The organism is Corynebacterium sp. 045007 (assembly GCF_040743205.1).
GTDB lineage: Bacteria > Actinomycetota > Actinomycetes > Mycobacteriales > Mycobacteriaceae > Corynebacterium > Corynebacterium jeikeium_D.
This window is the reverse complement of the sequence record NZ_JBFLKW010000023.1, coordinates 13555-27837: the sequence shown is the minus strand read 5'-3', so window position 1 is coordinate 27837 and position 14283 is coordinate 13555. Positions and strand designations below refer to the sequence as shown.

Genomic DNA, 14283 nt, shown 5'->3' with positions numbered 1-14283 from the left:
TGAATAACCGGCCACGGGTAGTGCTCGACGGGTTAACTCCCCGGGAGGTAATCTCTGGTGTTATCCATGATGCAATGACCGCCTGACCCTACCGCACAAAATTTGCCACGAAAGTGTCATAAACCTAGTCAGTAACTTGGGCACTAGCTCGGCCTCAAGCTCAGAAGGACCGTGGGGCACGGTCACACGGGTCCCGTAAACCACGCAAACTACAAAAACCACGCAAGGCCCAAAAGTTTTCCCCCGACTGGGTGCTCAGCCGAAAAGGAATGGAACCGCGAGGGCAATTTCCGCGCCTTATTAAATAGGGGCCACAAAACAGTGCCACAAGCCAAGGCAACGAAATAGCGCCACAAAACAGCGCCACAAAAATAAGGACGAAATAACTACCACGGGGCAACAGCCACAGGACAACAACCACGGGGCGGGGGAGAAATGGTCAACAAGAAACGCAAGCAACTGGTGGCGGACCAGTTTGGAATCATTAGGCCGGATGACCAGCCGGGGAATGGATACCGCGAGGTCGCAAGGCAAGCGCGGGCCGGTTATCTGGAGCGGCTTTGCCGAGGTCACTATGTAGTCGCGCACGCCTGGGAGGGGCTCCACCGCGAGAAACGCCTGGCTATTACTGCTTTGGCGGTGGTCTCCGAGACGTCGTCAGGCGTTATTTCGGGAGCTGCAGCGCTGGCCTTGCACGGTTCGTGGGTGCTGGTGCGCGATGCGAAGATTGTGGTCGTGGGCGGGAGTCAGGAGTTTCACGGCATCGACTATTGCATGCGCTTGCGCTCGGAGATCCATCTGGGTCACACGCAGGGGCTCGCGGACCGGCGGGTCGCGGTGCTCGCGCGTGCGGCCTTCGATGAGTGTCGCGTCCGGTTCAGGCAGAAGGGGCCGGAGTCCGTGTCGTGGCGGGCGGCGGTGTTGGCTGTCGAAGGTGCGCTGCGGCATGGCGCCACGCGCGATCAGCTTGAGGAGCTCCCGGTGCATTATCCCAGCGTGCGGGGCCAAGAGCTGTTTCACCGTGCGCTCGCGGTCTGTCACGGTCGTTGCGAAACGCCCGGTGAGGCGCTGACTAAAGCCGCTCTTCTCGAGCTCGGACTGAAGTTCCACGAGCAAGCCGAAATTTGGTCGCGCGGCACCAGCCACGATCCGCCGCACTTTCTCGCCCGCGTGGATTTTTATATCCCTGACCTGCTGCTTGTCGTGGAGTTCGACGGCCATATCAAGTATTCGGCTAGCGAGGTCGCGCCGACGCCCGCGGCTCAGTCCGAGCTGCTCACGCGGGAGACTTACCGCGAGCGTTCGCTGCGCGCAACGGGGCTGGATGTCGCGCGGGTGGTGTGGAAAGAGGTGGAATTGCACGCAGTTCGCTTATCGACGCTCCGTTCAATCCTCATCGAGCGCGAACGCGTGGTAGCCGCAGGTGGGGTGACTTTCCGTGCGGATGTGCGCAATGCCGGCCCGTTGATTGGGTAGCGGGGCCGAGGGACCGCTGGATAGTTTGCCCCAAAAAGAAACTGACTAGGTTTATGACACTTTGAGCACAAATTTTGCCACGAAAGTGTCATAAACCTAGTCAGTAACTATGTGGAGTTTAAGCCAGTGCGCGGTTGACCGCGCTGGTGACTGCCTTCAGCGACGCGTAGGTGATGGAACCAGCGATGCCGGAGCCCCAGACCTTGGTGCCGTTGACATCTGCGAGGACGTAGGCCGCAGCCTCGGCGTCGTCACCTGCGGTGCGAGCGTGCTGGACGTATTCCTGAACCTCGACGTTGATGCCGAGCTTCTCCAGGGCGTTGGCGTAAGCGGCCAGCGGGCCGTTGCCGACACCCTCAACGGTCTGCTCCTTGCCCTCGTAGACGATGTGAGCCTTGATCTTGGTGGCGTCCGACTCGTTCTGAGGGGCATCGACAGTCAGGGCAATCTGCTCGAGTGGAGCCTCGCGGTCCAGGTACTCACCTGCGAAGATGTCCCAAATCGCCTTGGAGTTAACCTCGCCGCCCTCGGCGTCGGTGACTGCCTGCACGACGGAGGAGAACTCGACCTGCATGGAGCGCGGCAGGTTCATGCCGTGGTCCGTCTTCATGATGTAGGCCACGCCGCCCTTGCCGGACTGGGAGTTCACACGAATAACGGCCTCGTAAGAACGACCGACGTCCTTCGGGTCGATGGGCAGGTAAGGAACTTCCCAGGTCACCGCGCGCAGGTCCTCGTCGGAAAGCTCCTTGACGGCAGCGCCCGGGCGGACCTTGTCTGCCATTGCGTCGAGGCCCTTGTTCACGGCGTCCTGGTGGGAACCGGAGAAAGCGGTGAAGACCAGGTCGCCGCCGTACGGGTGGCGCTCCGGAACGCGCAGCTGGTTGCAGTACTCGACGGTGCGGCGGATCATATCGATGTCGGAAAAGTCGATTTGCGGGTCGACGCCCTGGGTCAGCATGTTCAGGCCCAGGGTGACAAGGCAGACGTTACCGGTGCGCTCACCGTTGCCGAAGAGGCAGCCTTCGATGCGGTCCGCGCCGGCCATGTAGCCCAGCTCGGCGGTGGCGATGCCGGTGCCGCGGTCGTTGTGCGGGTGCAGCGACAGAATGATGGAGTCGCGGCGGTTGAGGTTGCGGTGCATCCACTCGATGGAGTCTGCGTAGACGTTCGGAGTGATCATCTCCACGGTCGACGGCAGGTTGATGATGATTGGGTTGTCCGGAGTCGGGTCGATGACATCCACCACGGCGTCGACAACTTCCTTGGCGTACTCAACCTCGGTGCCGGTGTAGGACTCCGGCGAGTACTCCCAACGCCAGTTGGTGTCCGGGTAGTCCTTCGCGATGGTCTTAATCAGCTCCGCGGCGTCGGTGGCAATCTTCTTGATTGCGTCCTTGTCCTTACGGAACACAACATCGCGCTGCAGAATCGAGGTGGAGTTGTAGAAGTGAACGATGACGTTCTTTGCGCCGGCACATGCCTCGAAGGTGCGGCGAATCAGGTGCTCGCGAGCCTGAACCAGAACCTGGATGGTGACATCGTCCGGGATCATGTTCTTCTCAATGATCTCGCGCACGAAGTTGTAGTCGGTCTGGGAAGCGGACGGGAATCCGACCTCAATTTCCTTGTATCCCATCTGGACCAGCAGCTCGAACATGCGGCGCTTGCGCTCCGGGCTCATCGGATCAATCAGTGCCTGGTTGCCGTCGCGCAGGTCGACGGCACACCAAACCGGTGCCTTAGTAATGCGCTTGTCCGGCCAGGTGCGGTCCTTCAGCTGGAAGTCCTGAACTTCCTGGTCGTAAGGCAGGTAGCGGTTGGTTGCCATCTGGGAGTTGCGCTGCTTATTCCAAGCAGGCTGTCCTTCCGGAATCTCGCCAGCAGGAGTGGAGATTACAGAAGGAGCGGAAATAAAAGCGTCGGAAGGAGACATGTTGTGGGCCTTTCTAATTCGGACTTTTCTTGTAGGCCGGCACAACTTACCCCGCGACGGGGAGCCGGCCTTAAACCCAAGCCCCGCCGCGGCATAGAAGCAGTAGTCCGCGTTGCATGTGATGTACCTTACCCCGATGGTTATATGAATTTCATCATTCGGGGGTTTTAGTGGGGGAAATATGCTCAGCCATCCACGCCACCCACCCCGCCAATCGATAGTTCTAAAACTAGTACCAATGTATTTAGCGGGGTAAAGATGATAGCGTCCTTAAGGTGCAAACTAGCTGGTCTATTCTTAAGCGAGACTTGCGCCGTCTCCGCAATAGCCCAAGAGTGTGGGTAATCGTCATCGGCGTGATGATTACCCCTGCCTTGTACTCCTGGTTCAACATCCCAGGCTTCTGGGATCCGTACGAGCACACCGAGAACATTGGCGTGGCAATTGTGAATGAGGACAAGGGCGCGAGTTCCTCGGTTACCGGAAGCCTCAATATCGGTAACCAGGTGGTCAAACAACTAAAACAAAATCATGAACTGGGCTGGCAGTTCCTCGATGCCGAGAAGGCAGACCGAGACCTAAAGCGCGGCAAGGTCTATGCCGAAATCACCATTCCGCCGAATTTCTCGCAGGAAATGGTTGACCTGATTCAAGGGCAGGGGCATCCAGCAAAGCTGAAATACCGCGCTAACCAGAAGATCAACGCGATCTCGCCGCACATCACGGCGCAGGGCGCGTCCGGTATTGATGGTCAGATTTCCGCTTCCTTTAATAAGGAGATTGCGAAGGCGGTCACCGAGGAGGTTAAGGAAGCTGGCGGCCTGCTGCAGGGGCGGTTCGATGCGGCTCGTCTCAATTCCGCTGACGCTTTCCAGGATGTCGCTGATGCGGTTGCCAATAGCCGCGATGAAGTCGGTGCTATCCAGGAGCAGATTGGCGATCTGCAGCCGACGATTGCGCAGATCAAGAAGACTCTCGGCAGCGTGGACACGGCCCTCGATGACGCCCAGGATGCGTTGACGCAGGTGCAGGCGATTACTGGTGAGCTCAACAATGAGGTCCTGAATTTCTCCGCGGATCTCAACGACGCCTACTTACAGGGCAGCACCGCTCTGGTGGAGGGCACCGGCAACGCCAACGCCGCGATTGGCGCGATGACTGGCAATCTGCAGGGCGCAATTTCCCGTTCGGATTCTGCGACGGCTGCGGCGGAGGACATCGTCAACCAGGCGGATCAGGTCATTGGTGGGCTGAATTCCCTGCTGGAGGCCAACCCGCTCAACGGCCCGGATAAGCAGGCAATCCAGCGCACCATCGATGCGCTCGACGAGAGCAACGCCACCAATAAAGAGCTGGTGGAGGGCCTGAAGAACGTCTCCGGCTCGGCACAGGGAACTCTCGACTCCCTCAACGCCACCAGCGAGGCATTGGCGCAGGCCACTAAGGACGGCAAGGCCGCCTCGGATCAGATTCGTCAGGCGTCCCAGGACGCACTCCCGCAGTTGAGCAAGGCGCTTAATCAGCTCAACGCGCGCGTGGGTTCGTACGCGGCGGCGCTTGGCGCGCAAAAGGACACCGTCAAGGAAACGTCCGCGCTTCTCGACGCTACGAGTGGGCAGCTTTCTGCTGCGGATCAGGTCCTCGAGAGCTTCAAGGCCGACCTTGATGGTGTGCGTGATGGCCTGGAAACTGCGCGTCTCGATGTCCTTACCCTGGGAACCACCGAAGAGCGCGAAGCCATGAACATGGTCAATGACCTTGATCCTGAGGGTATCTCGCAGTTCCTGAGCGATCCGGCTGAGGTTAAGACGGAGGCCGTGTTCCCGGTGGATCACTACGGCTCGGGTATGGCGGCGCTGTTTACCAACCTGTCGTTGTGGATTGGTGCGTTCATTCTGATTGTGATTTTCCGCGTGGAAGTCGACGCGGAAGGTTTCAAGGAAATCACGGTGGGCCAGGCGTACATGGGCCGCACATTGCTGCTGGGCATCATCGCTACTTTCCAGGCGCTGATTGTCTCTATCGGTGACATCGTCATTGGTGTGCAGCATGTCAGCGCGGTTGCGTTCGTCCTCACCTGTGTCGTGGTGGAGTTGTGTTATCTCGCCATTATTTACAGTTTGGTGGCGGCGTTTGGCCACGTGGGACGTGGTATTGCCGTAGTGCTCGCGTTTATTCAGATTCCTGGCGCCGCCGGTCTCTATCCAATTGAGATGACCCCGGACTTCTTCCAGGCGCTGAATCCGTTCTTGCCGTTGACCTACGGCATTGATGCTCTCCGCGAGACCATTGGTGGTTTCTACTCGAATTACTACCTGAAGAACATGCTCACCTTGATGGCCATGGCAGTGGTCGCCTACGTGGTCGGTTACTGGCTGCGCCGCAGCCTGTCCTCGGTCAATGTCTTGGTTAACCACCAGCTTGAAGAGGGCGGACTGGTCAACAACGAAGAAGTCCACCTGGTCGGTAGCGGATACAAGCTCAGTGACCTCGTCTTTGCGCTGCGTAACCGCGAGGAGTACCAATCGCGAGTCGACGAGCGGATGGAGAATCTGCGTGGCAGCTACACGCTGTTCATGCGCGTGGCCATTGGCATCGCCGTGGCCGCCCTGGTGGTGCTGGGTATTTTGGCCCGTAACTACCCGGATCAGAAGGCCCTGTTCTTCGGTCTGGCTTGCCTGTTTGTGCTGCTCTGCCTCGCCTACATCGCGGTGCGCGAGTACGTCAAGCAGTCTGTGATTCACGCCCAGGAGCTCAGCGAGATGTCGGAGGAGGAGCTGCGCGCCTACATGGAGCACCAAACTTCCCATCCGCATGCGTACTCGCTGGAAAATGCTGGTGATTCGTTTGAGCCACAGGCGAAGGTGTCGTCGGCAAGCGTGAAGACTTCCCCAGAAGGTGAAGCCTAATGAGAAACGTTCTTGAAATTGTGCGGAATGACTTTCGGGTGATCCGCCAGAACACGATGACCGGCATCATGGTTTTCGGTCTGGTGCTGATTCCGCTGCTGTTCACCTGCTTTAATGTGCTGGCCAGCTGGGAGCCGTTTGAGAACACCGAAAAGCTGAAGATTGCGGTCGCCAGTAATGACCGTGGTCATCGCACGGATATCGGTGCGATTGACGTCAACTTGGGCAATGAGGTGCTGTCGAAGCTGAGCCGTAACCACGAAATTGACTGGCAGATTACGGATTCTGAGGACGCCATCGACGGCACTAAGTCCGGTGACTACTACGCGGCAATCGTGCTTCCGGAGAACTTCAGTACTGAACTGATGACCTTCTACGTCCGGGGCACCAAGGCGCCGAAGCTGACGCTCTATACGAATGAGAAGAAGAACGCGCTTTCGTCAATCATTACGAGTAAGGGCGCGAGTGGCGTTATTCAGGAGATTGACAAGAACTTCACGCAGGTCGTCGCCAGTGTTGGGCTGGGCGTGATCACCTCGCTGGATGAGTATCTAAACACCTCCGACTCCAAGCAGGCACTGACGCGCGTGCAAAACCGCGTTGATGACACCGCCGCGCGGCTGCGCTCCGGTGCGCAGACTGCTCGTTCGCTGTCTACGCTGGTGGAGACCACCGTGCCGCTGGTGGAGACCGCGGATTCCATTTTGGAAAACGCTGGTGCGCGGATGGACATTCTGCGCAATGGTTCGGGTGACGGCAACGTCGCCGGCGATCTGGATGCCGCGGTCGGCAATGTCCGCGACTCGGTTAGCACGGCGCTCGACGCAACGCAGTCGAGCTACGAAGGCGTGCGCGATCGCGTCAACGAGCTTGTCGACGGCACCCAGGCCACCAGCGGCGCGACCGCGGATACCTTTGACGCGATGGCGGCCAAGTTCGGCCAGCAGGCCGATGGCCTGACTGCGATGCGCGACCGCCTGGAGGACACCGTTGGGGCAGTGGTTCCGGGTGTCGCCAAGCCGGGCTATGACCGCGCTATTTCCGATCTGAACACCTCGGTTGCTCGCACCCGTGGGCTGCAGGAGAGTTTCTCTGCCGTGGCAGCGGATTTGCGTGGTGGCCGGGATACGGGATCGTCGATAAGCCAGGCGAAGGACGCTTTCACGGCTGCGATTGCCGCTGTGGAAAATGCCAAAAACTCCTACGAGCAGAACCTGCGCCCGCAGATCGACGCACTGTCGGAGCCGGTGTCGCGTCTGAGCAACGACATCGAGGTCATTGGCGAGGACATTCGCGGCATCCGCGGTACGATTTCCGGCTCGCCGGTGGATACGCTTCGTAAGACTAGCGCCGCCACGATGGGCCTGAGCAACCGTTTTGATGATCTGGCCGCTCGCTTCGACGAGATTCACAACGCGCTGGAAGAGGCGAAGGACACCGGTGACCTCTCGCGAATTGCTGAGGCCGTCGGTGATGACCCAAGTGCCCTGGCAGCGCAGTTGGCCGCGCCGGTGCAGGTCGAGGAAGACCCCGTCTTCCCAGTCCAGAGCTTCGGTGCGGGTATGGCGCCGTTCTATGCGACCCTCGCGCTGTGGATCGGTGCGCTGCTGTCGTCGGTGCTGATCCGCACCACGGTCCGTAGCCGCGACGGACAGAAGGTCGGCGATGATGAGGCCGAGAATGTGGTCAGCGATGCAGTCGATGATGCGCAGGGCGATGCAGCCAGCGATGAAATCGACGAGCCGACCAGTGACGCACAAATCGACGCTGCGCAGGCCGATGACTACACCCGCGTCGAGAAGTACTTCGGCCGGTTCGCCACCTTCGCCAGCGTGGGCCTGGTTCAGTCCACACTGATGGTGTTGGGACTCCAGGTGTACGTGGGCATCGAGCCCGCGCACCGATTCCTGATGCTGCTGGCCGGCTGGGTGATTTCGCTGGTGTTTATGATGATCGTCTTCTCGTTCGTCTTCACCTTCGACAACGCCGGCAAGGCCATCTGCGTGCTGTTGCTGGTGATGCAGGTCTCGGCCGCAGGTGGCGCGTATCCGCTGCCGCTGGTGCCACAGTGGGTCCAGAACATTAGCCCTTGGCTGCCGGGTACCTACGCGATCGATATGTTCCGCAGCTCCATCGCCGGTATCTATGAGGCAGACTACTGGAAGCTGATGTTCATGTTGGCGCTGTTCATCATCCCGTCGCTGATTCTGGCGCTGGGCCTTCAGCGCATCTTTGAAAAGGGAATCAACGAGATCAAGAACGCAATCGAGGAGACGAAGGTGATGGCGACTTCGTAAGGGGGCCTAATCCTCCGCCTCGTCATTCTCTGTCTCGTCGCTCTCGCGCTCGGCCGCCGGCTCGCCCTTGCCGTCGCGCGAGAGCTTCCGCAGCCACCAAATCAGCAGCGCAATGATCACCGCCGCTGCTGCCAGGATGGCCCACATCCACCACTGCCACTGCGAACCGCTGCCGTCGAACACGGACTCCTCGTCAGGATCCATCGGCACCTGATGCCCCGTCACCAGCAGGCGGTGCGTGTTAATGCCGTAAGGCGTGCACGTAATCAGGGTGATCAGGTCTTCTCCGGGGACGCGTCGTAAAGCATCGGTTTCATCCGGCTTTACGACGGCTACGTCGTGGACCTCATACTTCAACTTGTGACCCGCGACTGCGATGTAGAACGCGTCGCCCTTCTTGACCTTGTCGAGGTTGTCCCACAGCGTCGCATTCTGCAGACCCGTATGCGCGGACAGCGACGCGTGACGACCTTCGCCCTCGCCCACGCCGCCGACCGGGAAGTCGGTGCCGTAGAGGTGACCGACACCGCGCGAGAGCGACTTTTCCGACGTGCCATGGAAAATGGGCAGGTCAGAGTTGATGGACGGGATGACGATGCGGCCGAGCGCGTCGGTCTCGCCAAGCACGTCGAGGTAGTGGCGGTAGCGCTGGTACTCCGGGGAAGACTCGTCATCAGAGGTGGTCCAGGCATCGCCCGGATTGACCTCGCCGAGGCTGGCGTTGTACTCATGGGCCTCGTTCCAGGCGGTGTCCAAGACCTCAGGAGGAGCGGATTTCTCCAGCTTGGAGTACTCATCTGCGGCGCGGGCCTGCAGGAAGTTGTTCCACTGCGTTGCGACAACCGGGTACAGCAGCACGCCCAAACCGCCAATGATCAACAGCAGGGCGATGATGGTGTTCGAGTTGAGCTTCTTGCCCTTTTGGGGCTTTGCTTTGGTGTTGGTTGCGGCGGTTTTGGTTGCGGCGCTGGTGCTGTTTGCGCGTTCGGACTTCCGCTTAGATGTCGGTTTGGGTGCCCGCTTGGAAGTTGCCCGCTTGGAATGGGAATGACGCCCCATCGAGTCCTACCTTTGGTGACCTTGTGCATAGCGGCCACGGGTCTTTCTCACCAGGGATAATTCCCGGGCAGGGGATAGCCAGGCCGACAAATCGCTAACGACTTAATAAGTGCACATACCAATTTAGGTCATGCAACCCGGGAGAGCTGAACTCTACTTACCGAGCGGTGGCATCGGTGGAGTCTGTGGTGGTGATTTCGGTGCTTGGGGCGTCGGTGGTTGCGGTGCTTGTGGTGTCGGTGTTTGCGGTGCTTGGGGCGCTTGCGGCGCTTGTGGAGGTGGCCTCTGCCGGCCGAGCCGCCAGGGCAATAGTGGCAGAAATCATGGTTACCAGTGCGATAAACAGCGCTACCCATTGCACACCAACTGCCTGGAAGCGCTCACCAAGAACGATGTATCCCAAGCTGAAGGCAACGATCGGTTCCACGACGGTCATAGCTGGCAGCGAAGCCTGCAACGGCCCCGCGTTAAAAGCCGCCTGCTGCAGGCCGACGCCAATAACCGCCAGTGCCACAAGCAGCCAGAGTTCCCAGGAGAGCAGGAGCTGGACGAGCCCGTCATTGACATAAGTATCGACCACCGACTTAGACAGCAACGCGACGAAGCCGTACAGCCAGCCGGTTGCCGTGCCGAGCAGTAGGGCCTTCGGGTTCTGGCGCAGCACTCCGCGCTGTTTGGTGTCTGAGCCGCCGCCGGCGCCGGTGCCGGTGTTGGGCCACTGAACTGCAGCGGCGTAAAGCCCGCAGGTGACCACGCCACCGACGGCGAGAGCCCATCCCCACAGGTAGGTGGGGATATCGGTGGAGCCGGCAGTCGGCTTGCCGAGCAACACCAGCGTCGCCACCGCAAAAGTAAGCGCCACGGACCAGATCATCTCTGACCGCGAAATCCGCCGACCGTTGACCTTCGCCGCCAGCGGGAGCGTGAGCATCAGCTTCATGACCAACAACGGCTGCACCAGGAGCAACGTGCCAAATGCCAACGCCGCGACCTGAAATACATACCCGGCAATCGCCAGGCCCGAGCCCAGCCACCAGCGCGGCAGCTTCAGGGTCTTCGCCACTCCGCGAAGTGTGCTGGTGCCCTCTTCCAGTGTTCCGGAGAGGTTGTGGCGGATGACGGTTCCCCACGCGATGCTGAGTGCGGACAGCAGTGCCAGTATCGCAGCGAGAAGGTCATTGTTCACGTAGGGAATGCTAGGCATGCAACACTTGTCATGTCCACTTCGCAGGGGTTGGGCGGGGCAGTGGTTGGTGCCCGCAGCGCCTCGGGAATTAGCTGGTTCGGCCAAGAAGCTGACTGAGCTCGGGCCGGGGAGTTAGGGAGTGGAGCTGACTGAGCCCGGAGTTCCTGGCACAGTACCGAGAGTTACTGACTAGGTTTATGACAGTTTCGAGGCATTTTATGGCCTGTTTTTGTCATAAACTTAGTCAGTTTCACATTTGCAGCCCGCAGCAGCGTCCGATCCACACCCAACCGACACCCCAAACGCCCCAAACACCCCAGCCGTCACACCCTCGCCGCGCAGTCGCGCCCAATCCACACCCCAAATACCCCAAACATCTAACCCACACCCGAAAACCGGTCACGATACCCCGCAAGCCCCCACGCAACCCGATCCAAACCCTCCACACAACCCCCGCAAGCTACGTTTTGGTAACCCACTATGTAATTACGAATGCGACTCAAGTAAATTGAGTCAATAATAGTTACGTGCATATAGTTGCCTAGTTTTTGGAGGTTGCCGACCATGGCACTGGTTGTGCAGAAGTACGGTGGTTCATCCCTGGAGAGCGCCGAACGCATTCGTCGTGTTGCAGAACGAATTGTGGAAACCAAAAAGCAGGGCAATGACGTCGTGGTTGTCTGCTCGGCAATGGGCGACACCACCGATGAGCTTCTGGACCTCGCTGAGCAGGTCAACCCGGTCCCGCCGGGACGCGAGATGGACATGCTCCTGACCGCCGGTGAGCGTATTTCTAATGCGCTGGTCGCTATGGCAATCGCAAGCCTCGGCGCATCGGCCCGTTCTTTTACCGGTTCGCAGGCCGGCGTAATTACTACGGAGCGCCACGGTAACGCCCGCATTGTCGAGGTCACTCCGGGCCGTGTCCGCGAGGCTCTCGATGAGGGCCATATTTGCCTGGTTGCCGGTTTCCAGGGTGTGAACCGCGAGACCAAGGACGTCACTACGCTGGGTCGTGGTGGCTCGGATACCACTGCGGTCGCTCTCGCGGCAGCTCTGGAGGCAGACGTCTGCGAGATTTACTCCGACGTGGATGGCGTGTACACGGCGGATCCGCGCATTGTGCCGGATGCACAGCGCTTGGACACCATTTCCTTCGAGGAGATGCTGGAGATGGCCGCGGTTGGCGCGAAGATTTTGCAGCTGCGAAGTGTCGAATACGCCCGCGCGTTTAATGTCCCGTTGCGTGTGCGTTCGTCGTATAGCAATGAACTTGGCACCCTTGTTGATGGATCGATGGAGGATATTCCTATGGAAGAAGCAGTGTTGACCGGTGTGGCGCATGACCGCTCCGAGGCGAAGGTGACCGTGCTGGGCATTCCGGATGATCCGGGCCAGGCGGCGAAGATGTTCCGTGCTGTTGCGGATGCGGAGATCAACATCGATATGGTGCTGCAGAACGTCTCCACCGTCGCGGATAACCGCACTGACATTACTTTCACGTGCCCGCGCGAGGATGCTCCGAAGGCGATGGCGTTGCTGAAGAAGCTGCAGGCTGACAACGACTGGAAGGACGTGCTTTACGACGATCACGTGGGCAAGGTCTCCTTGGTCGGTGCTGGCATGAAGTCCCACCCGGGTGTGACTGCGACGTTCTGTGAGGCGCTCGCTGATGAGGGTGTGAATATCGATCTGATTTCCACTTCTGAGATTCGTATCTCGGTGCTGGTTAATGACCAGGATGTCGACAAGTCTGTGAAGGCCCTGCACGACGCTTTCAATCTCGGTGGAGACACTGAGGCTGTTGTTTACGCTGGTACGGGACGTTAAGGAGTTTTCATGACCACGATTGCTGTTGTTGGTGCCACTGGCCAGGTTGGTCGTGTGATGCGCACTCTTCTGGCGGAGCGTAATTTCCCGGCCGATAAGGTTCGTTTTTTCGCTTCTGCTCGTAGTGCGGGCAAGGAGTTGGAGTTCCGCGGCGAGAAGATTGTTGTCGAGGATGTCGCGGCTACTTCTGACGAGGATCTGAAGGGCATTGATGTCGCGGTGTTCTCCGCTGGCGGCACGCTGTCGAAGGAGCAGGCTCCGCGTTTTGCGGCTGCTGGCGCTGTTGTTGTTGATAACTCGTCGGCGTGGCGTAAGGATCCGGAGGTCCCGTTGGTGGTCTCCGAGGTCAACCCGGATGCTTTGCAGGACATCCCGAAGGGAATTGTCGCTAATCCGAACTGCACCACGATGGCCGCGATGCCGGTGCTCAAGCCGCTTCACGACGAGGCCGGGTTGCAGCGTCTGCGTGTGTCCTCCTACCAGGCCGTCTCGGGTTCGGGCCTTGCTGGCGTGAATACTCTGGCTGGCCAGGTGCGCGAGAACATCGACAACCTGGAGAAGCTGACCACTGATGGTTCGGCTCTGGTAGCGGAGGACTTTGGTCCGTACGTCGCACCGATTGCTTTCAACGCGCTGCCGGTGGCCGGCAACTTTGTTGATGATGGTTCGCTGGAGACCGATGAGGAGCAGAAGCTCCGCAATGAGTCCCGCAAGATTCTGTCTATCCCCGAGCTGGCTGTTGCTGGTACCTGTGTGCGTGTTCCGGTCTTCACTGGCCACACGCTGGTGATCCACACTGAGTTTGAGAATGCTCTGTCCGTGGAGAAGGCTACTGAGCTGCTGGAGTCCGCGCCGGGCGTGAAGGTCGTCGACGTTCCGAATCCGCTTGCTGCCGCTGGTGTGGATGAGTCCCTGGTGGGTCGTATCCGTGTCGATCAGTCGGTTCCGGAGGGGCGTGGCCTGGTGATGGTTGTCTCTGGCGACAATCTGCGTAAGGGCGCTGCGCTGAATACCATCCAGATTGCGGAGCTGTTGGTCGCTGACCAGTAGTTGAGCGCAGTACTTAAAAGCGCAAAAAGTTAAGCCTCGGCACTTAGCGAACTTCGTGCTCTCAATGACAACTACTCCCCACTAGTCGGTAACTGATTTCTCAGTCCAACTAATGGGGAGTAGTTCACATTGTTGCGGTAGGGGGCCTATTTTTTCTTATTGACGCCCACGCTTTCCGCTTGGCTGCAGCGCCAGCGGAATGTGAGATTGTGCGAGCGCAGTGCTGGGGGGGGGATTGCGTCACGGGAGGCGCCGGCGCCCTATTTGGCGGCGTGAGGATGTGCAGATGTCGCTAGACCGGGGATGCGTGGCCGACGGCGCCGTATTTGGGGCGCTAGCAGGGGTGAATGTCGCTAGAACGGGAATGCGTTAAAGACACTGATTTGCAGCTCCGCAAAACTGCAGGTCAGGGAATTGTCGCAAAATTCGGAGGCGCGCCTGTGCTGACAGATTCCCGTTCTAGCGACATTTCGACCTTCGAAGTGCAACTTTTCCGACAGTTGGTGCCACGAGTTGCAATAGCGCGAGCATCTCGGCATT

General features: G+C 59.3%; 8 protein-coding genes. 5 read left to right on the top strand and 3 right to left on the bottom strand.

Annotation, left to right across the window (positions count from 1 at the left end; all coding sequences use genetic code 11):
* Positions 1-435: 435 nt before the first annotated feature.
* Positions 436-1476 carry a hypothetical protein gene (locus tag AB1Z34_RS10195; protein WP_048733193.1) on the top strand — a complete coding sequence of 347 codons (1041 nt, stop codon included), beginning with the start codon at positions 436-438 and terminating at the stop codon, positions 1474-1476.
* Between the two features lie 118 nt (positions 1477-1594).
* Here AB1Z34_RS10195 and leuA read toward each other — a convergent pair whose 3' ends face one another.
* Positions 1595-3412, bottom strand: coding sequence for a 2-isopropylmalate synthase (leuA, locus tag AB1Z34_RS10190; protein ID WP_049193461.1), 1818 nt, complete (start codon positions 3410-3412; stop codon positions 1595-1597).
* Positions 3413-3687: 275 nt separating this feature from the next.
* On the opposite strand from leuA, the gene AB1Z34_RS10185 reads away from it, so the two are divergent.
* Together AB1Z34_RS10185 and AB1Z34_RS10180 are read left to right on the top strand one after the other, a co-directional pair.
* A complete protein-coding gene (locus AB1Z34_RS10185; protein WP_367158308.1) occupies positions 3688-6321 on the top strand; it encodes a YhgE/Pip family protein in 2634 nt (877 codons plus the stop codon).
* Positions 6321-8618, top strand: a complete 2298-nt coding sequence (locus AB1Z34_RS10180; RefSeq protein ID WP_367158307.1) for a YhgE/Pip family protein — start codon at positions 6321-6323, stop codon at positions 8616-8618. The genes AB1Z34_RS10185 and AB1Z34_RS10180 overlap by 1 nt, the downstream gene beginning before the upstream one ends.
* A gap of 6 nt (positions 8619-8624) precedes the next feature.
* On the opposite strand, the gene AB1Z34_RS10175 is transcribed toward AB1Z34_RS10180, so the two are convergent.
* On the bottom strand, positions 8625-9677 hold the full coding sequence (locus AB1Z34_RS10175) for a class C sortase (RefSeq protein ID WP_070859181.1): 1053 nt from the start codon (positions 9675-9677) through the stop codon (positions 8625-8627).
* Between the two features lie 157 nt (positions 9678-9834).
* Positions 9835-10863, bottom strand: a complete 1029-nt coding sequence (locus AB1Z34_RS10170; RefSeq protein WP_367158306.1) for a DMT family transporter — start codon at positions 10861-10863, stop codon at positions 9835-9837.
* Positions 10864-11427: 564 nt separating this feature from the next.
* Here AB1Z34_RS10170 and AB1Z34_RS10165 point away from each other — a divergent pair.
* Positions 11428-12693, top strand: a complete 1266-nt coding sequence (locus tag AB1Z34_RS10165) for an aspartate kinase (protein WP_048733180.1) — start codon at positions 11428-11430, stop codon at positions 12691-12693.
* 9 nt (positions 12694-12702) lie between these two features.
* Positions 12703-13743: an aspartate-semialdehyde dehydrogenase gene (locus AB1Z34_RS10160; protein WP_069359031.1), complete on the top strand. Its 1041-nt coding sequence runs from the start codon at positions 12703-12705 to the stop codon at positions 13741-13743.
* Positions 13744-14283 lie beyond the last annotated feature (540 nt).